The sequence below is a fragment of the Paraburkholderia sp. HC6.4b genome, assembly GCF_014200875.1.
GTDB lineage: Bacteria > Pseudomonadota > Gammaproteobacteria > Burkholderiales > Burkholderiaceae > Paraburkholderia > Paraburkholderia tuberum.
Map to the genome: position 1 here is coordinate 122,433 of NZ_JACHDC010000005.1, position 21,877 is coordinate 144,309.

Genomic DNA, 21,877 nt, shown 5'->3' on the forward strand with positions numbered 1-21,877 from the left:
CACTTCAGCAAAAACGCTCGTGACGGCTGGCCGGCCGGCGGCTCGCGGCCGTTGCTTCGGTCGCAGCGTAGTGCGCACAGACGACAGTGGCGTGACAGCCGGGCCCTTCGGCGGGCGGCGCGCGGCGTTCGTCAGCCGTCCCGGCGCCCGCACTGGCCCCATTGCGAACGGTCGCCCGCCCCCGCTCACGTCAGATCGCCCCTCACCACGTCTCGCGCATCACCATCAGCCGCATCTCGGTCATGTCCTCGATCGCGTAGCGCACGCCCTCGCGCCCGAGCCCCGAATCCTTGACGCCGCCATACGGCATGTTGTCGACGCGGAACGACGGCACGTCGTTGATCACGACGCCGCCCACTTCGAGCGCATCCCACGCGCGATGCGCATGCGCGAGCGAATCGGTGAACACGCCGGCCTGCAGGCCGAAGTCGCTGTCGTTGACCTGCGCGAGCGCCGCCTCGAAATCGTCGAAGCGCTCGAGTATCGCAACCGGCCCGAACGCCTCCTTGCGATACAGATCGGTGTCGCGCTTCACGCCTTCCAGCAGCGTCGCCTCGAACATCGCGCCGTCGACCTTGCCGCCCGCGACGATCTGCGCGCCCGCCTGCACCGCCCCCTCCATCCAGCCAGCGAGCCGCTTCGCTTCCGATTCGGAGATCATCGGCCCGACGAAGGTCTCTTCGTTCTTCGGATCGCCCATCACGAGCGACTTCGTCTTCGCGATCAGCTTCTCGCGCAGCGCGTCGTAGACGCTCGTGTGCGCGAGAATCCGCTGCACGCCGATGCAGCTCTGCCCCGACTGATAGAACGCGCCGAACGCGAGCCGGTCGACCACGTAGTCGAGCTTGCCGCCCTGGTCAGCGTCGACGATCGCCGCCGCGTTGCCGCCCAGCTCCAGAATCACCTTCTTCTTGCCGGCTTTGCGCTTCAACTCCCAGCCGACCGCGGGCGACCCGGTGAACGACAGCAGCTTGAAGCGCTCGTCGGTCGTGAACAGGTCGGCGCCGTCGCGATGCGCGGGCAAAATCGAGAACGCGCCCTTCGGCAGATCGGTTTCCGCGAGAATTTCGCCCATGATCAGCGCACCGACCGGTGTGCGGCTCGCCGGTTTCAGCACGAACGGCACGCCGGCCGCGATCGCCGGCGCGACCTTGTGGGCGGTCAGGTTCAACGGAAAATTGAACGGCGAGATGAACGAGCACGGCCCGATCGGCACGCGCTTCACATAGCCGTGATACCCGTTCGCGCGCGGCGAAATCTGCAGATTGATGATCTCGCCGTCGATCCGCACGCTCTCCTCCGCGGCGACCTTGAACGTATCGATCAGGCGCGTGACTTCGCCCTTCGAATCGTTGATCGGCTTGCCCGCCTCGATGCACAGCGCGAGGGCGAGTTCGTCGTAGCGCTCGCGAAAGCGCTTCACGCAATGTTCGAGCACCGCCTGGCGCTTGAACGGCGGGTACGCTCGCATGGCCGGCATCGCATCGACCGCCAGACCGATCGCCTTGTCGATCGCGGCCGCGTCGGCCATTGCGACGCGCGTGGCGACTTCGCCGCTGAATTTGTCGGTGACTTCGAGGTCGGTGTTGGCGGCCACCGGCTCGTTGGCCAGGTAGTACGGATAGGTTCTCTGCAACATGTCGCACTCTCCTTGATTCGATGCACGGCTGCTCAAAGCCGCGCGGACAGCCGCTTGATCTCGCGATTGAGCACGCGCTCGTTGTCCGAATAGTCGATCGGCACGTCGATCACGTGCACGCCGGGCGTCGCGAAGCACTCGCGCAACAGCGGCGCGAACTGCTCGGCCGCCTCGATCCTATGCCCCTGCGCACCATAACTCTGCGCATAGGCGACGAAATCCGGGTTCGCAAGCGTCATGCCGTAGTCCGGGAAGTTCATGTTCTCCTGCTTCCAGCGGATCATGCCGAACGCGTCGTCGCGCAGAATCAGGATCACCAGATCGAGCTTCAGCCGCACCGCCGTTTCGAGCTCCTGCGAGTTCATCATGAAGCCGCCGTCGCCGCACACGGCGATCACCGTGCGCTCCGGATGCACGATCTTGCTCGCGATCGCAGACGGCAGCCCCGCGCCCATCGACGCCAACGCGTTGTCGAGCAGCAGCGAATTCGGCTCGTGCGCGCGGTAGTAGCGCGCGAACCAGATCTTGTACATGCCGTTATCCAGACACACAATGCCGTCGACCGGCGTGGTCTCGTACACGTCGTTGACGATCCGCACCGGGTACATCGGGAAGCGATCGTCGTGCTGGCCCTTCACCAGATGCGCCTCGAAGTGCTCCTTGATCTCCTTGAAGCGCGTGAAGTCCCAATGCTCCTGACGTGTCTTCAGGCTCTCCTTGAGCTGCCACACCGCGTTGGCGATATCGCCGACCACTTCGATCTGCGGGAAATACACCGGATCGACTTCGGCGCCGAGGAAGTTCACGTGGATCACGGTCTTCTCGCCCGCCTCGCCGCTGCGCATGAAAAACGGCGGCTTTTCGATCACGTCGTGACCGACGTTGATGATGCAGTCCGCGAGCTCGATCGCGCGGTGCACGAAGTCGCCGTCGGACAGCGTCGCGTTGCCGAGCCACATCGGATGCGATTCGTCGATCACGCCCTTGCCCATCTGCGTGGTGAAAAACGGAATGCCGATCTGGTCGACGAACTCGCGCAGCATCTTCGTGGTGGTTTTGCGGTTGCCGCCCGCGCCGATCATCAGCAGCGGATGCTTCGCGGCGGTGATCGCCTCGACCGCGCGCGCGACCGCTCTCTCCTCGGCGACCGGACGGCGGCTGTAGCTCTTCGGAATCGGCTTGCCGTCGCCCTCTTCGTGCGCGACGTCCTCGGGCAATTCGAGGTGGGTGGCGCCGGGCCGCTCCTCCTCGGCGCGGCGCACCGCCTCGCGCACCGTCGCAGGAATGTTGCCGATCGACACGATCTGCCGTGTGTACTTGGTGAGCGGCTCCATCATCCGCACCACGTCGACGATCTGGAAGTGCCCCTGCTTGCTCGACTTGATCGGCTTCTGGCCCGTGACCATCAGCATCGGCATGCCGCCCAGCTGCGCGTAGGCGGCCGCGGTCACGAAGTTGGTCGCGCCGGGGCCGAGCGTCGCCAGACATACTCCCGTGCGGCCGGTGAGCCGCCCGTAGGTGGCGGCCATGAAGCCGGCCGCCTGCTCGTGGCGCGTGAGGATCAGACGGATTTTCGAGCGGCGCAGCGACTCCAGCAGATCGAGATTTTCTTCACCGGGGATGCCAAACACATACTCGACACCTTCGGCTTCCAGCGATTTGACGAACAGGTCCGATGCTTTCATTGAGGGTCTCGCTTGATGACTCGGGGAACGGACAATCGAAGACGACAACGACGGCTGCGCGCGAAACACCGCTCCGCGCGCGCGGCATGGCAAACGGCATGGCGAACGCCATGCCGGACAGCTTACTACTCGAACGGAAACGATGCGCGCGAGCGCACGAGGCGGCGCGGGACAGGAAGCCAGGCGCGAGAAGAAGAGGCGGCGGTATGGAATGAAGCCGCCGCATGCGGTGCACGTGTCCGCCGATCAGCAAATCAGCGAATCACGGTCACGCAGTCGGAGAGAATCGGCGGCGCGTTCTCGCCGCTCGTCAGGTCATATAGATTGGCGCGCGGACCCTTGGTCCACCAGGTGTAGCTGCCGGCCTGGTACTTCGCACCGGACCCCGAGATCGTGTTGACGAACAGCATCGACGCGCCTTTCACCGGCAGCACGGCGAAGCTCTGGCCGTTCTGCGCGTTCCAGTAGGTGACTTGCAGGATCTTGCCGGTCGCGCAGGTGTATTTGCGCGTCTGATGGTTCTTGCCCTCGATGTGCTTGAATTGCAATGGCGCGGCCGATGCGCCGCCGGAAGATGCCGCCAGCCAGGCCACCGTCCATGCTGCCGTCGAGAGGATTGCAACACGCCATGTCTTCATCGAACACCTCGATTGTTGCGGGGGTCAGGCAGGGAGGGCAACACCGGCCGCGACGCCGGTCACAGCCGAGTCACGGCCGAGTCACGGCCGAGCCACGGCCGAGTCACAGGCAGCTCATGGGCGATTCACGGACAGCTCAACGACGCTTCAAGGATCGATCACGCCGGCACACGCATCGGTCGGCGCAGCGGCGACGTGGCCGACCACCGGCACGATCTTCAGTCCCGCCGAAGCGATCCGGCACGGCGCGGCCGCGAGCCCGCAGCCGCTGATGCCGGCGCACAGCGCGAACGCCACGCCGAGTGCGCCGACCCGGCGAAGCGCGCCGCGCCATGGATTGCTGCGAGATTCAAGCGCCATACGATCCTCCTCCGATCTCTTTGCTTCGATAAGCCAGAAACGAATGCGGTGGGCTCTTTCGTGTGCGTCCCGCACACTTTTGCGCCGCGCCTCGCCGCCTGCCCGTTACTTCGCCGACACCGGCCGCACCGCTGCCGCTGCCTGCCTGGCACGCGAGCGCGCTTCCCCGATGTTCCCGCCGGTCGCGAGCGCGACGCCCATGCGACGTTTGACGAAGCTTTCCGGCTTTCCGAACAGGCGCAGATCCGCATTGGGCACCGCAAGTGCGGCCGCGACGCCTTCGAACGCGATGCCGGCCTCGTCGCGACCACCGTAGATCACCGCCGACGCGCCCGCCGCCCGCAACGACGTATCGACCGGCAGGCCGAGGATCGCGCGCGCATGCAGTTCGAACTCCGAGAAGCGCTGCGAGCACAGCGTGACGAGCCCCGTGTCGTGCGGACGCGGGCTGACTTCCGAAAACCATACGTCGTCGCCGCGCACGAAAAGTTCCACGCCAAACAGGCCGCGGCCGCCGAGCGCCGCCGTCACCTTGTGCGCGATCTCGCGCGAACGCTCGAGCGCGAGCGGGCTCATCGGCTGCGGCTGCCACGATTCGACATAGTCGCCCGCGACCTGCACGTGGCCGATCGGATCGCAGAAGTACGTGCCGACCGCGCCGCTCGCCGGGTCGATCGCGCGCACGGTGAGCTGCGTGATTTCATATTCGAAGTCGATGAAACCCTCGACGATCACGCGCCCGAAATTCACGCGGCCGCCCGCCATCGCGTACTGCCAGGCGGGTTCGACGTCGGCGTCGCTGCGCAGCACCGACTGCCCCTTGCCCGACGACGACATCACCGGTTTCACGACGCACGGATAGCCGACCTTCGCGATGCCCGCGCGCAGCTCGTCGAGCGAATCGGCGAATGCGTACGGCGAGGTCGCGAGGCCAAGCTCCTCCGCAGCGAGGCGGCGGATGCCTTCGCGGTTCATCGTCAGTTGGGTGGCACGCGCGGTCGGGATCACCTCGGCAAGCGCCTCGGTTTCGATCGCGGCGAGTTCGTCGGTGGCGATCGCCTCGATTTCGGGGACGATCAGATGCGGGCGCTCCTGCTCGACCAGCGCGCGCAGCGCGGCGCGGTCGGTCATGTCGATCACATGCGCGCGATGCGCGACCTGATGGCCCGGCGCGTTCGGGTAACGGTCGACGGCGATCACTTCGACGCCCAGCCGTTGCAGCGCGATGATCACTTCCTTGCCGAGTTCGCCGGCGCCGAGCAGCATCACGCGCGTCGCGGATTCAGAAAGGGGCGTGCCGATCCGTTGGCCGATCTGCATGGGAACTCCAGATAAAAGTCGGGATGAGGGTGGGATTGGATAGACCGCGATGTTAACATGCGGGCCCCTTGCCGCGCGGCGCTCAGGGTGCGCTTTGGGTGCGCTCGCGAGGCCGTGGCGGTCGAGCGGAACCGTGCCGCCGCGTCGACGTTCGCAGCCGCGATCACGTCACCGCGAGCATCGCTCGCGCACGACAAGCTTAGTACGTTACCCTTACGCCTTCGCCAGTTTGAACAGGAACGACGCCATGCTCATCCGCTCCCGCCCGCGACCTCTTGCGCGCATCATTCCGTGCCTGCGCACGGCCGTCGCCGCGTTGAGCATCGCCGCGCTGCTCGGTGCGTGCGCGATCCCGAAGCATCCGGACTCGTCGGCGCCGCCGCCTGATCCGTTCAATCCCGCCGCCGCGCAACTGCTCGACGACACCAGCTGGGTGCTGAGCTCGTGGAAGAACGCCGACGGCACGGCGCGCGCGGTGCCGTCGAAAGATCAGAAGCCGCTCACGCTGACGTTGTCGACCGAAGGCGGCCGGCGCCACGCGAGCGGCTTTTCCGGCTGCAACCGCTTCATGGGTTCGTACACGCTGAAGGACGGCAAGCTGAGCTTCGGTTCCCTCGCCGGCACACGCATGGCGTGCGTCTCGCCGGGCGGCGACATCGAGAAGCCGTTCCTCGACGCGCTCGAGCGCATCGATCGCACCGGCGTGCAGATGCGAGCGCCGCAGCAGATGCAGCTGATCCTCGACAACGGCGACACCCTGATGTTCGATCGCAGCGACAAGTGATGCGAGTTTGCGCCGCGTTCGTGATTCGCGCCGGCCTTCGAAGCCGCGCGCTGCGCCGTTTAAACTCGACGGATTGCGCTTCTCGCGCGCTCCGTCATTCGTAGATGTCTGGTATGCACACGGTAGTTTTCGGCTGGTTCGGCGGGTCGGCCGTCTGGTTCATTCCTCTTTTGTGGCGCCTCGTGAAGTCGATGCTGCCGGGCGGCGCGGGTCTGCGCGGCCCCGGCACGATCCGGCTGTGGCTCGGCTTCGTCTGCGTGCTGATCGCGAGTTGCACGCTCGAGGGCTCGCTGATCGGCATCGCCGGCATCAATGGTTTCGGTCATGCGCTCGCCGCGGGGCTTGGACATCTGCTCGGCCATGTCGGCACGCCGCTCGCGGCGCTCGCGCTGCTCGTGATCAGCCTGCCGTGGCTCGTCGACTTCCGCTGGAGCGACGTCGCCGTTTGGGCCGACGGCGCGTTCGGCCTCGGTCTATCGCGGGGACTCGCGAAGCGCGACGAGGATGCGCGCCGCCACCGCAGCGTCGACGACGGCGCGCCGTCGCATGTGTCGCCTGCTACCAACACGATGGCGCCACGCAATAACAAGGGTCGCTACGCGCGGCCGACGGTGTGGCGTCCGCCCGCGAGCGGGCGCGGCGCGGGCTCCGCCGCTGCTGCCGGCACCGCGGCGACTGGCATCGCGGGTAGCAAGGACGCTTCCGCCCGTGGCGCCGGCGCAAGCTGGCGAGCCGATGCGGCCGCTGACGCGGCGCGCGGGCCGGTCAAGCAGACCGAGCCGGTGCAACGCACGGGGTCGAGCGCGTCGCCGCGCCCGGCAACGTCGACGGCAACGCAGGCGCTGCATGCGGACAAGGCTGCGGACAGATCCGCCGCACCATTCGTGCCGACCGAGCCGATCGCGCCGGCCGGGTGGCTGCGCACCACGGAGCCGCGCGCGGCGACGGCGGCGGCATCGCTGGGTGCGGCGGGTGCATCGGCCGCATCGGGCATGTCGGCTCGTGATGGTGCTGCGCAGATCGGGCGGCGTTCGGTCGGAGATCAGCGTGCGGCCGCGTCGTTCGGCTCCAGTGCCGCGTTGGCGGCGACGGCCGCCAACGCGGCCGGCGTGTCGGCGCGAGCGGCACAGGCAATGGCGGGCCGCGCCGCCGCGTCGGGCGCCGGTATCGGCATCACAGCGGGATCGATGAATGCCGCGGGCCGCGCAAGCCGCCCGTCGTCGCTGCCACGTCCGGCCGACGGCAGCGCGCCGCTCAATCGCGGCGCGACCCCCCGTCAACCATTCCCGGCCGCTTCGCGCGCCAACAGCGTGACCTCGCCGTCGACCGTGCGCCGGCCTACACCGAACTTCACTGGAACGATGACGAACGCGTCGACGGTCGCGCCGCCCGCGAGCGTCGAGGAAACGCTGCGCAGCATCGCGGAAAACGCCGCGCGCTGGACCGACATGGCCGGCGTGAGCCTGGCGCGCAGCCGTGGCGCCGATAGCGCGAAGATTGGCGATGCGGAGCGTGCGTCGACGACGTTCGATGTGCCACCGGCGCAGCGGGACGTGCTACCTGTCGAAAACGGCGAGACGGTTGCGGCGCCGCAGGCGCAGAGCGTGGAGAGTTCGGCGCGGATGGTGTCGCCGGCGCAGTCGCAGCAAGAGACCGCATCGGTCGAGTTGCCGGCTGAGCGTGCGGTGGCCGAGTCCGAGAGGTCGGTCGAGGGCGGCAACGAAGCGGTTGCGCAATGGCCGACCGAACCGCCCGTCATTCATGCGCCGCTTACGGCTGCGCCGCAGACGACGACTGCAACCGAGTCGGTGGCCGACGTGGCTGCTGCGGCTGTCGAATCCGCGGTTGTCGAGCCATCGGCATCCGCTGTGGCTGAGCCTGCCGCCACCGAACCCGCCGCAAGCGCGCCGCAACATGAGTCGCCGACGGCGACGCCATTCGAGCGCTTCGCAGCCAGCCTACGAGACGATGCTTCGCAAGAAGACGCACCGGCGGTCCAAAACGATTCGACGCAGACAGCAACAAACACCAGCGTCCCGGCATCGCAGAGGGAGGAATCCGCGCGAACCGTCGAACCGGCCAGCGCCGACACCGCGACGCCTCCGCGAGCGCTGGCTCCGGCAGCCGAAATCGTCATCGACAAGACGCTCGTGCCTTGGGAGAGCAAGCTCGGCCCCGCCGCGGCTCAACGCGCGGCCGCGTCGGCGAACTCGCCGCAGACGGAGGCCGCCGCGCCGTCGAGCGCAAGCGTGCCGCCGTGGTCCGGCGCGACGGTCTCGGAGCTCGCCAGCGAACGTGCGCAGTCAGGTGAGCCCGCGACGTCGCAAGCCCCTGCCCTGCCCGCTGTGAACGAGCCCGCGAACGAGCCCGCGACCCCCCCCGCAAACGACTCGCCGTCGTCGACTTCGACGAGTGCGGCGAACCTCGCTATGCCGGCAACCGCACCGGCCGTCGTCTCGAACGTAGTCCGTTTCCCGGGCTTCGCCGCGCCGGCGACCAGCATCGAGCCTTCGGTCGGCGCAAGCGCAACGCCTGTCGCGAACACGCCGGCCGCCGAACCGTCGCCCGCTCCGTCGCCCGCTCCGTCGTCTTCGCCCGCGCTAACACCGCAACCGCAGGTTCAATCCGCCGACCAACCCACTGCCGAGCCCGCCGCCCGCCCGCCGCTGCCCGGCCACGCGCCGGTCAACGGCTTCGAGTTCCATGCGCCGGCCGCATCGATGGTCGAACTGCCGACGCTCGATCTGCTCGCCCCCGCCGATGCCGACATCGAACCGATCCCGGATGAAAAGCTCCGCGAAACCGGCCTGCTGATCGAGCAGCGCCTGCAGGAATTCAAGGTGCCGGTGACGGTGGTCGGCGCATCGGCGGGTCCGGTCATCACACGCTTCGAAGTCGAACCGGCGCTCGGCGTGCGCGGCAGCCAGATCGTCGGTCTGATGAAGGACCTGTCGCGCGGTCTCGGTCTCACGTCGATCCGCGTGGTCGAAACGATTCCGGGCAAGACCTGCATGGGCCTCGAACTGCCGAACGCGAAGCGCCAAACGATCCGCCTCTCGGAAATTCTCGAGGCGAGCGTCTACCAGAACTCGCACTCGCGACTCACGCTTGCGATGGGCAAGGACATCACCGGCCATCCCGTCGTCGCCGATCTCGCGAAGGCGCCGCACATGCTGGTGGCCGGCACGACCGGCTCGGGCAAATCGGTCGCGATCAACGCGATGATCTGCTCGCTGCTGTTCAAGGCGACGCCAGAGGAAGTGCGCCTGATCATGATCGACCCGAAGATGCTCGAACTTTCGGTTTATGAAGGGATTCCGCATCTGCTCGCGCCGGTCGTCACCGACATGAAGCTCGCGGCCAACGCGCTGAACTGGTGCGTCGGCGAAATGGAAAAGCGCTACCGGCTGATGTCGGCCGTCGGCGTGCGCAATCTCGCCGGCTTCAACCAGAAGATCCGCGACACCGAGACGAAGGGCAAGAAGCTCGGCAACCCGTTCTCGCTGACGCCCGATGCGCCCGAGCCGCTGGCGCCGCTGCCGCTGATCGTCGTCGTCATCGACGAGCTCGCCGACCTGATGATGGTCGCCGGCAAGAAAATCGAGGAGCTGATCGCGCGGCTCGCGCAGAAGGCGCGTGCGGCCGGCATCCACCTGATCCTCGCGACGCAGCGGCCGTCCGTCGACGTCATCACCGGTCTCATCAAGGCGAACATTCCGACGCGCGTCGCGTTCCAGGTGTCGTCGAAGATCGACTCGCGCACGATTCTCGACCAGATGGGCGCCGAGTCGCTGCTCGGCCAGGGTGACATGCTGTTCCTGCCGCCGGGCACCGGCTACCCGCAGCGCGTGCACGGCGCGTTCGTCGCCGACGAGGAAGTGCATGCGATCGTCGAATATCTGAAGCAGTTCGGCGAGCCACAATACGAGGAAGGCATTCTCGACGGCCCGGCCGCCGATGGCGGCGCGGCCCAGGACCTGTTCGGCGAAGCGCCGGATGCGGAAGCCGATCCGCTGTACGACGAAGCGGTCGCGTTCGTCGTACGCACGCGGCGCGCGTCGATCTCGTCGGTGCAGCGGCAGTTGCGCATCGGCTATAACCGCGCGGCGCGGCTCGTCGAGCAGATGGAGACGGCCGGCCTCGTGTCGGCGATGAGCATCAACGGCAGCCGCGAAGTGCTGGCGCCGGGGCCGGCGGAATGAGCGCCCGGTGAATCGCTAACCGGGTCGGCGATGATCCGGAAGAAAAAACGGACAGCCTCACGATGTGAGCTGTCCGTTTTTCATTTACCCGCGCGTGCCGCGCATCACGACGGTGATACCAGCTTGAAGTCGACCGGCGAGCCGAGGTCGAAATGCTGCTTCGGATTTGGATCGAGCAGCCCCGTCTGCGGATCGCGCTTGAACACATAGACCGTGTCGCTCAGCTGATTGCCGACGATCAGCCAGTTGCCGGTCGGATCGATGGTGAACTCGCGCGGTGATTTGCCGAGGCTCGACTGCCGGCCGATCTGCTTCAGGTGTCCAGTGGCGGGATCGACCGAGAAGATCACGATCTCGTTCGCGTCGCCGCGATTGGACGCATACACGAAGCGTCCGTCCGGCGACATATGGATCGCCGCCGCGCCCACCTTCCCCTTGAAGTCAGGCTCGCTCAATGGCAGCGTCTGCACGAGCTTCAGCCTGCCGTCGTGGTAGTCGAACGTGCTGACGGTCGCCGCGAGTTCGCTCGTCAGATACGCGTGCTTGCCGTCCGCGCCAAAGATCAGATGGCGCGGACCCGTGCCGGCCTTCTGCTGCGTGTAGCCCCAGTCCGTCGCGATGAATGGGCCCGCGCCGGCGCTGCTCTGCGGCGCGTAGCGGTACGAGTACAGCTTGTCGGCGCCGAGGTCCTGCGCGAACAGATAGCGGCCGTCAGGCGAGAACACGGTCGAATGCACGTGAGAGTTGTCCTGCCGCCCTTTCACCGGACCGCCGCCCTCGTGATGCACGGTCTGCACCGAGGTGCCGACCTGGCCGTTCGCCTGCAGCGGAAACACCGCGAAACTGCCGCCCGGATCGGGCGCGACCGAATAGTTCGCGCCCAGCAGATACTTGCCGTCCGCCGAGATGCTCAGATAGCACGGATCATTGCCGTCCGACGACACCTTGTTCAGAAACGTCAGCTGCCCGCGCGCGGCATCGAAGCCGAACGCGCTGATCCCGCCGCGCTGCGTGGCCGGGCCGTTGTCACCGGGCAGTTCGTTGACCGAATAGACGAAGCGGCGGTCGCGGCTCACGACCAGAAACGACGGATTGACCGTCTGCGCGACCGACACCTGGGTCGCCGCGCCCGTCTTCGTATCGAAGCGAAAGACGTAGATGCCCTCGCTCTTGCCGCTGGTGTAAGTACCGACCAGCATCGTATAGACGCCGTCCGCGGGGACCGGGCCAGAATCTTGCGCATACGCGTGCGAAGCAACAATCGAAACCATGAGCGCGAAACCTTTTATTATCGAACGGGCGGCGCGGTCAGCGCCACGCGGACGGGAACCCTGAAAGGCAACACTGGCAAGAACAGAAGTAAAAACGGAAGTCGGAACTGGGCGCACGGCAATACGCCCGACGGCACGGCGACTGTGAAGCATGAGACCTCCTCGACATCGGTTGTCTGGTACGGGCTCGCGTATGAGCCGGGGTACGAGCGGTTGTAACGGAGTCTGGTCTGCCGCGCCGCGAATCGAGCGTCGTTCCACGTTGTTGTTGTCGAAGTCAGTATAAGAGCGTCAGGTCGGATCATGCAGTGAATCTACCGCTGCGGCACGGTCTGCGCCAGCGGCTTGGGTCCCGCGCGGCGGGACGTTTTTCAATCGTTTTCTCAATCGCGCATCACGCGTCTCAACCACGGAGTCTCCATGAACGTCACTCTCAGCCTGGGCCCGCTCGTTTCGCTGATCGCCGGCATCCTGATCCTGATCATGCCGCGCCTGTTGAACTACATCGTCGCGCTCTACCTGATCATCATCGGCATCATCGGGATCTTCGGCGTGGGCTCGTCGCATCTGTGAGCGACAGGCGCCGCGACGCCGGGCGCGAGATTTGCGTCCGGTATCGAGGTGGTTTCGCACGAAGGGAAGGTTCGCTGGGTGCCAGCGCCACTCGCCCGTGTGAGAGCGCGGTAAATGTCACGCCATGACATATGCGGGAAGCGGGCATCGCGCGCAAGATGGACGCGCGCGACCGCCCGCGCCACGCGAACGATCGACCTGACGCGACGCGGCGTGAAGATACGGATAGGAAATGCGAAGGCGCGGTACGAAGGGATGCGGCGAATGGCCGGCGCGGATACGCCAGGAACCTGCGCTACGAACGCTCGGCCCTACCGCTCAACCGTTCGCCAGCTGTTCGAGCCGCAGGCGCCCCTGCAATGACAGCGCGCCGACCGCATAATGATCGGCATCCTGCTGATAGCGCCGGAAGCAGGCCCGCTCGACCAGGAAGGAGGCGGCAGCCAGCATGCCGTTGCGGCTCAGGCCGAGCCGGCCATGATCGAGCGGCAGCATGGAGTCGCCGGCAAGCTGGCTGGCGGCCGAGAGAATCGTGATGCAATCGGATTTCGAAGGGTTCAGCATGGCTTTCGTCCTCGGAAACGGCGTCTGCAACCGCCATGAGCAAGGCCGATTCGCAGTCCGGCAGCTCGCTGGACATCGGCATGAAATTTGATTGTATGCATGGATTTGACAATTTTCCAACCCGCGTTTTGCCGCACTGTGCGGTGAACCAAACACTGCCGATCGTGGTCCGGTAATAACGCCCACTCGAAGCGCGGCTGCTGTGGCCGTCCGTAATAACGACTCGTTTTCCGACACGCTTTCCATGCCTGCACACATCGAAGACTACGCACTCATCGGCGATGGCCATACCGCCGCGCTCATCTCCCGCGAGGGTTCCGTCGACTGGCTCTGCTGGCCGCGCTTCGACTCGGGCGCCTGCTTCGCCGCGCTGCTCGGCTCGCCCGACAACGGCCGTTGGCTGATCGCCCCCGCCACCGAGGGCGAGCACGGCGCGCCGACCATCACGCGGCGCTATCGCGGCGAAACGCTGATCCTCGAAACCGACTTCGAAACGCCCGACGGCGCCGTCACGCTGATCGATTTCATGCCGCCCGGCAACGGCTGGTCGGAGCTGATCCGCATCGTCGTCGGCAAACGCGGCACCGTGCGCATGAAGATGGAACTCGTGCTGCGCTTCGACTACGGTTTCTCGATTCCGTGGGTCGACAAGCTCAAGCACGACAGCGGCATCAAGGCGATCGTCGGTCCCGACAACGCGGTGCTGCGCACGCCGGTCGAACTGCACGGCGAAGACATGAAGACCATCGCGGAATTCACGGTAACCGAGGGCGAGCGCGTGCCGTTCTCGCTCGCGTACGCGGCGTCGCATCTGCGCATTCCGCCCGCGCGCGATCCGCACACGTCGCTCGCGCGCACCGAAAACCACTGGCTCGAATGGGCGGCGCGCGGCACCGTCGAAGGACGCTGGGCCGGGCCGATCCGCCGCTCGCTGATCACGCTGCGCGCGCTCGCCTACGAGCCGACCGGCGGCATCGTCGCGGCGCCCACCACGTCGCTGCCCGAGCGGCTCGGCGGCACGCGCAACTGGGACTACCGCTACTGCTGGCTGCGCGACGCGACCATCACGCTGCTCGCGATGATGCGCGGCGGCTACTACGACGAAGCGCGCGCCTGGCGCAGCTGGCTCGGCCGCGTGATGGCGGGCGCGCCGGACCAGTTGCAGATCATGTACGGCATCGGCGGCGAGCGGCGCCTGCCCGAATCCGAAATCGACTGGCTGCCCGGCTACGAGGGCGCGAAACCGGTGCGCATCGGCAACAATGCGGTCGGGCAGCGTCAGCTCGACGTCTACGGCGAGGTGATGAACGCGCTGCATCTGGCGCGCGTCGGCGGCCTGCAGGCGGACGTCACCGCGTGGAGCGTCCAGCGCGCGCTGCTCGAGCACCTGAGCACGATCTGGCGCGAACCCGACGAAGGCATCTGGGAGACGCGCGGCGGCCCCGAGCATTTCACGTTCTCGAAGGTGATGGCGTGGGTCGCGTTCGACCGCGCGATCCGCTCGGCCGAAATGTTCAAGCTCGACGGCCCCCTCGACGAATGGCGCGCGACGCGCGACACGATCCACGCCGAGGTCTGCGAGAAGGCGTGGAATCCGCAGCTCAACGCGTTCTCGCAGTACTACGGCAGCGATCAGCTCGACGCGAGCGTGCTTCTGATGCCGCTGGTCGCCTTCCTGCCGCCGCAGGATCCGCGCATCAAGGGCACGGTCGAGGCGATCGAGCGGGACCTGATGCACGGCGGCTTCGTGCTGCGCTACCGCACCACGGAATACGACGACGGCTTGCCACCGGGGGAAGGCACCTTTCTTGCGTGTTCGTTCTGGATGGTGGATAACCTTGCGCTGCAGGGACGCGTGCAGGAAGCAACCGAGATGTACGAGCGGCTGCTCGCGCTGTGCAACGACGTCGGCCTGCTGTCCGAGGAGTACGACCCGGTCGATAAACGTCTCGTCGGCAATTTTCCGCAGGCGTTCTCCCACGTGGCGCTCGTGAACACCGGACTGAACCTGATGAAGCACGAGCAGGAGATGGCGCAGGCGACCGGCCATCCGGCGCATGACGGCATCCGCGCGATGGAGCTCGAGGTTCAGGCAAGCCCTGATAGCGGCGAAGCAGCATCGCCATTAGCATGACGCAGTGACAATTTGCGTACACTGAATGCGAATATTGTTGCATTGCACAAATTTGCCTTATTCGATATTATCGATCTGACTGTCGGCCGACAATAATGTGCCTACAACCACAATGGCCCGCCGCAACGCCTCACGCGTGTTTGCGAAGCCCCATGCGAACCGCTTAAAACGGAGCAAACATGCTCTATCAATTTCATGAATTCCAGCGGGCGATGTTGAGCCCCCTCACCGCCTGGGCTCAGGCCGCATCGAAATCATTTGCGAATCCGGCCAGTCCGCTAGCCTATGTTCCGGGCGCCACGCGCCTTTCCGCCGGCTACGAACTGCTTTACCGGCTCGGCAAGGACTACGAAAAGCCCGAGTTCAATATTCACCAGATTGTCAAAGACGGCCATAACATTCCGATCGTCGAGCAGACGTTCATCGAAAAGCCGTTCTGCCGCCTGATGCGCTTCAAGCGCTTCGCGGACGATAGCGAAGCTGTCAGCCAATTGAAAGACGAACCGGTCGTGCTCGTCTGCGCACCGTTGTCAGGACACCACGCCACACTGCTACGCGATACCGTGCGCACGTTGCTGCAAGACCACAAGGTCTACATCACCGACTGGCTCGACGCGCGCATGGTGCCGCTAGAAGCCGGCTGGTTCGGTCTGAACGACTACATCGCGTATATCCAGGAATTCATTCGCCATATCGGCGCGAAGAATCTGCACGTGATCTCGGTGTGCCAGCCGACCGTGCCGGTGCTCGCCGCCATTTCGCTGATGGCGAGCCGCGGCGAGGACACGCCGCGCACGATGACGATGATGGGCGGCCCGATCGACGCACGAAAGAGCCCGACCTCGGTCAATTCGCTGGCCACGCAGCACTCGTACGAGTGGTTCGAGAACAACGTGATCTTCACGGTGCCGCCGAACTATCCCGGCGCGGGCCGCAAGGTCTATCCCGGCTTCCTGCAGCACACCGGTTTCGTCGCGATGAATCCGGAGCGTCATGCGGCGTCGCACTGGGATTTCTACCAGAGCCTGCTGCGCGGCGACGAGGACGACGCCGAAGCGCACCGCCGCTTCTACGACGAGTACAACGCGGTGCTCGACATGGATGCCGATTATTACCTCGACACGATCCGCGTCGTGTTCCAGGAGTTCCGTCTTGCCGAGGGCACGTGGGTCGTCAACGGCGAACCGGTGCGGCCGCAGGACATCACGACGACCGCGCTGTTTACGATCGAAGGTGAACTCGACGACATTTCCGGCGACGGCCAGACTTACGCGGCGCACGACTTGTGCAGCGGCATTCCGACGAAGAACAAGCGTCACTTCACTGCGGAGAAATGCGGCCACTACGGCATTTTCTCGGGCCGCCGCTGGCGCACGATCATTTACCCGCAATTGCGCGACTTCATTCTCGAGCACAACAAGGCAGCAAAAACGGCGAAAGAAAAAGTCGAAGCCTGAGCATCAAACTTGCACTAGCATATAAAAAGCCAACGGTCCCGTTCGAGGCCGTTGGCTTTTTTATCGCGCTTTGTTCGTGATACTGATTTTTTGCCACGGCCATGATCACCGCGGCACTGCCCGTTACTTTCTCAACAAATACGCGAGCAGCAGTTCGGTATTCATCTGAATCACCTCGCTGCGTTCGGCGGCGCTGCTGAAATCGCGGCCGAGCGTCGCCTCGAGCGTGAAACGGTTCGACACGATGTAGTAGCCCATGCCCGAGAGCGTCACGTAAAAGCGCAGCGGGTCGATGTTCGTGCGAAACAGCCCCGCGCGCTGCCCACGTTCGAGAATGCCGCCGAGCGTGGCGACGATCGGCGAAATCATTTCGCGTATGCGCGTGGACTTCTGCATATAGCGTGCTTCATGCAGATTCTCGTTGTTGATGAGCCTCAACAACTCGGGATGATCGCGGTAGTAGTCCCACACGAAATGCGCGAGACGCGTAACCGCCTCGACCGGCGCGATTCCGTTGAGTTCGAGCGTGCGTTCCGCTTCGTTGAGCGCGCTGAACGCGTGCTCGAGTACCGCGGTGAATAGCTGCTCCTTGCTACCGAAGTAGTAATAGAGCATTCGTTCATTGGTTTCCGCGCGGCGAGCGATCTGATCGACCCGCGCGCCGAACAGCCCTCCATTTGCAAACTCTTCCGCCGCCGCGAGCAAGATGCGGCGCCTCGTGCCTTCAGGATCTCTTTTGATTTTCGGCTGATTCATGGTGGCATCGTCTTCGTGAGCCGCGTTCTCCGGATCGCGCCGCCGGCCTCTCCTCGAGCCTTTTTGTGGCGGCGTTTAGCGGGCGCGTCATGGTTGGGAAACACACCCTTTTCTGCGGTCTTTCGAATGAAGCGCTTCGATTATGGCACATGGATTGCGAATGGCAATCCGGGAAATCGGCGATAATGTGCTATTTAGTTCAGGTCGTGCGATCGCACGGCAAACCCCCGCGCCGCAACCGTGACAGACGTCAAAACACTCGCGGATCGCATCGAAGATCTGCTGCCCCAAACGCAATGCACGAAGTGCGGTTATCCCGCATGCCGTCCGTATGCCGAAGCCATCGCCAATGGCGAGGCGAACTATAACCAGTGCCCGCCCGGCGGCGCCGAGGGCATCGCGCGCCTCGCCGCGCTGCTCGGCAAACCGGTGATTCCGCTCAATTCGGCCAATGGCGTCGAACGTCCGCGTCCGTTGGCGGTTATCGACGAGCAGGTGTGCATCGGCTGCACGCTGTGCATGCAGGCCTGTCCGGTCGACGCGATAGTTGGCGCACCGAAACAGATGCACACCGTGGTCGCCGAGCTATGCACCGGCTGCGACCTGTGCGTGCCGCCCTGCCCGGTCGACTGCATCACGATGCTCCCCGTGACCGGCGAGGCCACCGGCTGGGATGCATGGAGCCAGAGCCACGCGGACGCGGCGCGGGCGCGTCATAACCGCCACGAGACCCGTCTCGCGCGCGAGCGCGACGCCGCCGAAGCGCGCGCTGCGGCGCGGCGAGCCGCAAGCGCGCCGCCGGCTGCGCCGGACGCGGTTGCGGCAAACGCCGCGACAGTGCCGTCCGAGGCTCCCGCCGCCCCGATTGCGGACGACGCGGAAGCGAAGAAACGCGCGATCATCCAGGCCGCGCTCGAACGCGCGCGCAAGAAGAAGGAAGACTTGGCCGCGAAAGGCGAGGGACCGCTGAACACCGAGAACGTCAGCGCCGACGTGCAGGCACAGATCGACGCCGCCGAAGCGCGCCGCCGTCGTCTCGGTCTTGCCAGCGGTGGCGACACGCCCGGCTCGGAGCAGCAGTCCGACGAGTCAAATGAGTCAAACGAGTCCAATCCACCGTCCAACTCGCCGCCAACCGCGCGCTGACCGCGCCGACGCAACCCGGCCCACTCACACGGACCCGCTCCGCATGAACGCGAACAAACGCCGCGCGATCTACGAAACGCTTCAGAGCCTCAATCCGCATCCGACCACCGAACTCGAGTACACGACGCCGTTCGAACTGCTGATCGCGGTGCTGTTGTCTGCGCAGGCGACCGACGTGTCGGTCAACAAGGCGATGCGCAGGATGTTTCCGCTCGCGAACACGCCGCAGAAGGTGTTCGACCTCGGCGAGGAAGGCGTCGCGAGCTATATCAAGACGATCGGTCTGTATCGCACGAAGGCGAAGAACGTGATCGCGACCTGCCGCATTCTGCTCGACCAGTATGGCGGCGAGGTGCCGGAGGATCGCGAGGCACTCGAAGGGCTGCCCGGTGTCGGCCGCAAAACGGCCAACGTGATCCTGAACACCGCATTCGGCCATCCGACCATTGCGGTCGACACGCACATTTTCCGCGTCGCCAACCGCACCGGCCTCGCGCCCGGCAAGGACGTGCGCGCGGTCGAAGCGGCACTCGAAAAATTCACGCCCGCCGAATTCAGGCAGGATGCGCACCACTGGCTGATCCTGCATGGACGCTACGTGTGCAAGGCGCGCCGCCCCGAATGCTGGCATTGCGCGATCGAGCCGCTGTGCGAGTTCCGGCCAAAGACCCCGCCACCCGATCTATAAGGCCGGCCCAGCTCGAAACCCAAGGCCGTGCAGCGCGCCTGCGGCCCACGCGGCCGCCGCGTAAAATAGTGCCTTACGCGCAGCGCGCACTGCGGACCCGCACCGTCGCGCTCCGCGCCTCCACTCCCACGCACCGGTTCCACGATGTTCAATCCCAGCCGCGACGAAGTTCGCCTCTTTTTCACCGACACCTGGCGCAAACAGCGCCAGGGCGAGATTTTGACGCCGCTCGAGGCGATCGCCGCCGACTGGATCGTCGAGCATCCCGAATATCACGCCGATCTCGCCGATGGTCCCGCCGCCCAGGCGCGGGACTATTCGCCGGAGCGCGGCCAGACCAATCCGTTCCTGCACCTGTCGATGCACCTGGCGATCTCCGAGCAGTTGTCGATCGATCAGCCGCCCGGCATTCGAGCCGCGCATGAGCGGCTCGCCGCGCGCCTCGGCTCGACGCACGAGGCCCAACACGCGATCATGGACTGCCTCGGCGAAACCATCTGGGAAGCGCAGCGCACCGGCACGCCGCCGGACACGGACGCGTATCTGCAGCGCATCGAACGGCGCGCGACGCGCGACTGAGGCGACTGGAAACGCCGGCGCGGCACGACGCCAGCACGCCGAGGTACGACGCCCTCAAAGCAAAACACCCCGCCAAGGCGGGGTGTTTTGCTTTTGAAGCTTAGGCGCGAAACCGGCGCCCGACGCTTACTTTTTCTGCACGAGATCGCCTGGCAGCGATTCGATGTAAGCGGCGATGTCCTTCATGTCGCCTAGCGACAGGCTCTGCACCTGTGCCTGCATGATCGCGTTGTTGCGGCCGAGGTGTGGATTGCCAGTACCCATCTGGTACTGACGCAGCGCCCAGTAGACATAGTCGGCGTACTGACCGGCCAGCTTCGGATACTCCGGGCTCACCGGCTTGTTCAGGTTGGGCCCGTGGCAGGCCGCGCAGTTGTGGCTGTCGGCGAGCACCTTACCGTTGCCGGCGTCGGCCGCGTGGGCTGCGTTCGCTGCGGCCAGACCGATTACCGCCGCCGCGCCGACCGCCTTGAATACCGTGTGGAGTGCCTGTTGGGGCTTGATCATGAAATCTCCTATCCCGCGAATTGGATGTGCTGGTGACCGACGCCGATCACTTGTCGGGATTGTTTTTCGAAGCGGCAGTTTGCGCTGCGTAGTACGCGGCGACATCGGCAATGTCCTGATCCGACAGCGTCACCGCGATCGCATGCATCGTGGCGAAATGGCGGTCGCCCTTCTTGTAGGCGCGCAGCGCGTTTTCGAGGTACGCCTGATTCTGGCCACCAAGCTTCGGCACGCGGAAAACCTCTGGATAAGCCGTGCGGTATTCGGGGATGCCGTGGCAGCCGATACACATCGCGACCTTGTCCTGGCCCGCCTTGGCATTGCCTACGACATCCGCTGCCTGCGCATTGGCCGCATACCCCGCGAGCACCGACAGCGCTGCGATCACGACGTGTTTGCCGACGAATTTATTCATAGATGTAACCTGGCTTGAGGGGAAACGGGTGCCCACAAAGGCAGCGGTCCGCGCCGTTCTTCTTGTAGGGTAGCCACGCAGGCCAAAAAAATCGGGCTAATTGTACCGCGCCGCCGCGCCGAACGTCCACCGGACACGGGGGCCGCGCAACGCCCGCCGGGACGGGCGCCACGCCATGACCGCGGCGGCTTCGCAACGACGCCACAGCGGCACCGCCGCCGCGTCACTGCGCGGCTGACACCATACGTGAGCCGGTTTCAGGCCAACAGGCCTTCTGACTTATACTGGGTTTTTTCCCGCACAAGAGCATCTCGTCATGCGTTTCGAAGGCTCATCGCAGTACGTCGCCACCGACGACCTCAAGCTCGCGGTCAACGCCGCGATGACGCTCAAGCGTCCGCTGCTGATCAAGGGCGAACCCGGCACCGGCAAGACCATGCTTGCCGAGGAAGTCGCCGCCGCGCTCGGCATGCCGCTCTTGCAATGGCACATCAAGTCGACCACCAAGGCACAGCAGGGGTTGTACGAATACGACGCGGTGTCGCGTCTGCGCGATTCGCAGCTCGGCGACGAGCGCGTGAAGGACATCCGCAACTACATCGTCAAAGGCGTGCTGTGGCAGGCGTTCGAATCGGACGAGCAGAGCGTGCTGCTGATCGACGAGATCGACAAGGCCGACATCGAATTCCCGAACGACCTGCTGCGCGAACTCGACCGCATGGAGTTCTACGTGTACGAGACGCGCGAGCTGGTGCGCGCCAGACATCGCCCGCTCGTGATCATCACGTCGAACAACGAGAAGGAGTTGCCCGACGCGTTCCTGCGCCGCTGCTTCTTCCACTACATCAGGTTTCCGGATGCGACGACGATGCAGCAGATCGTCGACGTGCACTACCCCGGCATCAAGAAGGATCTGCTCGCCGCGGCGCTGCAGAGCTTCTTCGAGCTGCGCAACGTCGCGGGGCTGAAGAAGAAGCCGTCCACCTCCGAACTGCTCGACTGGCTCAAGCTGCTGCTCGCCGAAGACATTCCGCCCGAAGCACTGCGCTCGGCCGATCAGAAGCAGATCGTGCCGCCCCTGCACGGCGCGCTGCTGAAGAACGAACAGGACGTGAGCCTGTTCGAGCGGCTGCTGTTCATGAACCGCAACAACCGTTGA

At 65.4% G+C, this 21,877-nt stretch carries 20 protein-coding genes; 10 read left to right on the top strand and 10 right to left on the bottom strand.

The genetic code is table 11. The features are described from left to right. Nucleotides 1–202: 202 nt before the first annotated feature. From HDG34_RS09260 to purT, 5 genes are all read right to left on the bottom strand, one after another. Nucleotides 203–1,639, bottom strand: coding sequence for an aldehyde dehydrogenase family protein (locus HDG34_RS09260; protein WP_184059428.1), 1,437 nt, complete (start codon nt 1,637–1,639; stop codon nt 203–205). Nucleotides 1,640–1,671: 32 nt separating this feature from the next. Next, nucleotides 1,672–3,324, bottom strand: coding sequence for an acetolactate synthase large subunit (locus HDG34_RS09265; RefSeq protein ID WP_184059430.1), 1,653 nt, complete (start codon nt 3,322–3,324; stop codon nt 1,672–1,674). Between the two features lie 254 nt (nt 3,325–3,578). After that, nucleotides 3,579–3,962: an MliC family protein gene (locus HDG34_RS09270; RefSeq protein ID WP_184059432.1), complete on the bottom strand. Its 384-nt coding sequence runs from the start codon at nt 3,960–3,962 to the stop codon at nt 3,579–3,581. 147 nt (nt 3,963–4,109) lie between these two features. Beyond that, nucleotides 4,110–4,322 carry a DUF6726 family protein gene (locus HDG34_RS09275; RefSeq protein ID WP_090803657.1) on the bottom strand — a complete coding sequence of 71 codons (213 nt, stop codon included), beginning with the start codon at nt 4,320–4,322 and terminating at the stop codon, nt 4,110–4,112. 105 nt (nt 4,323–4,427) lie between these two features. Continuing rightward, nucleotides 4,428–5,642 (bottom strand): formate-dependent phosphoribosylglycinamide formyltransferase, encoded by a 1,215-nt coding sequence (gene purT, locus HDG34_RS09280; protein WP_184059434.1) that lies wholly within the window; start codon nt 5,640–5,642, stop codon nt 4,428–4,430. Nucleotides 5,643–5,889: 247 nt separating this feature from the next. On the opposite strand from purT, the gene HDG34_RS09285 reads away from it, so the two are divergent. Next, entirely contained in the window at nt 5,890–6,426 is a 537-nt protein-coding gene (locus tag HDG34_RS09285) for an META domain-containing protein (protein WP_184059436.1), read from the top strand. Between the two features lie 113 nt (nt 6,427–6,539). Further along, nucleotides 6,540–10,628 carry a DNA translocase FtsK gene (locus tag HDG34_RS09290; RefSeq protein WP_184059438.1) on the top strand — a complete coding sequence of 1,363 codons (4,089 nt, stop codon included), beginning with the start codon at nt 6,540–6,542 and terminating at the stop codon, nt 10,626–10,628. A gap of 104 nt (nt 10,629–10,732) precedes the next feature. On the opposite strand, the gene HDG34_RS09295 is transcribed toward HDG34_RS09290, so the two are convergent. Then, nucleotides 10,733–12,052 carry a lactonase family protein gene (locus tag HDG34_RS09295; RefSeq protein ID WP_409259292.1) on the bottom strand — a complete coding sequence of 440 codons (1,320 nt, stop codon included), beginning with the start codon at nt 12,050–12,052 and terminating at the stop codon, nt 10,733–10,735. Nucleotides 12,053–12,319: 267 nt separating this feature from the next. Here HDG34_RS09295 and HDG34_RS09300 point away from each other — a divergent pair, with 267 nt between their 5' ends. Next, nucleotides 12,320–12,472, top strand: coding sequence for a DUF3096 domain-containing protein (locus HDG34_RS09300; protein ID WP_013088853.1), 153 nt, complete (start codon nt 12,320–12,322; stop codon nt 12,470–12,472). Between the two features lie 318 nt (nt 12,473–12,790). Here the strand turns inward: HDG34_RS09300 and HDG34_RS09305 are convergent, their stop codons facing one another. Then, complete coding sequence (locus HDG34_RS09305; RefSeq protein ID WP_090803648.1) at nt 12,791–13,036, bottom strand: hypothetical protein; 246 nt, start codon at nt 13,034–13,036, stop codon at nt 12,791–12,793. A gap of 35 nt (nt 13,037–13,071) precedes the next feature. Here HDG34_RS09305 and HDG34_RS09310 point away from each other — a divergent pair, with 35 nt between their 5' ends. From HDG34_RS09310 to HDG34_RS09320, 3 genes are all read left to right on the top strand, one after another. Beyond that, on the top strand, nt 13,072–13,212 hold the full coding sequence (locus tag HDG34_RS09310; RefSeq protein WP_184059442.1) for a hypothetical protein: 141 nt from the start codon (nt 13,072–13,074) through the stop codon (nt 13,210–13,212). 68 nt (nt 13,213–13,280) lie between these two features. Further along, nucleotides 13,281–15,170, top strand: a complete 1,890-nt coding sequence (locus HDG34_RS09315; protein WP_184045804.1) for a glycoside hydrolase family 15 protein — start codon at nt 13,281–13,283, stop codon at nt 15,168–15,170. A 179-nt stretch (nt 15,171–15,349) separates the two neighbouring features. Further along, nucleotides 15,350–16,627, top strand: a complete 1,278-nt coding sequence (locus HDG34_RS09320; RefSeq protein ID WP_184059444.1) for a polyhydroxyalkanoate depolymerase — start codon at nt 15,350–15,352, stop codon at nt 16,625–16,627. A gap of 123 nt (nt 16,628–16,750) precedes the next feature. Here the strand turns inward: HDG34_RS09320 and HDG34_RS09325 are convergent, their stop codons facing one another. Beyond that, nucleotides 16,751–17,383 carry a TetR family transcriptional regulator gene (locus HDG34_RS09325; protein WP_013088849.1) on the bottom strand — a complete coding sequence of 211 codons (633 nt, stop codon included), beginning with the start codon at nt 17,381–17,383 and terminating at the stop codon, nt 16,751–16,753. A 240-nt stretch (nt 17,384–17,623) separates the two neighbouring features. On the opposite strand from HDG34_RS09325, the gene rsxB reads away from it, so the two are divergent. The 3 genes from rsxB to HDG34_RS09340 all read left to right on the top strand — a co-directional run bounded on the left by rsxB (nt 17,624) and on the right by HDG34_RS09340 (nt 19,796). Further along, nucleotides 17,624–18,529 (top strand): electron transport complex subunit RsxB, encoded by a 906-nt coding sequence (gene rsxB / locus HDG34_RS09330; protein WP_184059446.1) that lies wholly within the window; start codon nt 17,624–17,626, stop codon nt 18,527–18,529. A 43-nt stretch (nt 18,530–18,572) separates the two neighbouring features. After that, nucleotides 18,573–19,217 (top strand): endonuclease III, encoded by a 645-nt coding sequence (gene nth, locus HDG34_RS09335; protein ID WP_184059448.1) that lies wholly within the window; start codon nt 18,573–18,575, stop codon nt 19,215–19,217. A gap of 144 nt (nt 19,218–19,361) precedes the next feature. Beyond that, nucleotides 19,362–19,796: a DUF1841 family protein gene (locus tag HDG34_RS09340; RefSeq protein WP_184059450.1), complete on the top strand. Its 435-nt coding sequence runs from the start codon at nt 19,362–19,364 to the stop codon at nt 19,794–19,796. A 126-nt stretch (nt 19,797–19,922) separates the two neighbouring features. On the opposite strand, the gene HDG34_RS09345 is transcribed toward HDG34_RS09340, so the two are convergent. Together HDG34_RS09345 and HDG34_RS09350 are read right to left on the bottom strand one after the other, a co-directional pair. Further along, nucleotides 19,923–20,303, bottom strand: a complete 381-nt coding sequence (locus tag HDG34_RS09345; RefSeq protein WP_184059452.1) for a c-type cytochrome — start codon at nt 20,301–20,303, stop codon at nt 19,923–19,925. Between the two features lie 46 nt (nt 20,304–20,349). Continuing rightward, nucleotides 20,350–20,718 (bottom strand): c-type cytochrome, encoded by a 369-nt coding sequence (locus HDG34_RS09350; protein ID WP_184045800.1) that lies wholly within the window; start codon nt 20,716–20,718, stop codon nt 20,350–20,352. 316 nt (nt 20,719–21,034) lie between these two features. On the opposite strand from HDG34_RS09350, the gene HDG34_RS09355 reads away from it, so the two are divergent. Then, nucleotides 21,035–21,877: a MoxR family ATPase gene (locus HDG34_RS09355; RefSeq protein WP_090803635.1), complete on the top strand. Its 843-nt coding sequence runs from the start codon at nt 21,035–21,037 to the stop codon at nt 21,875–21,877.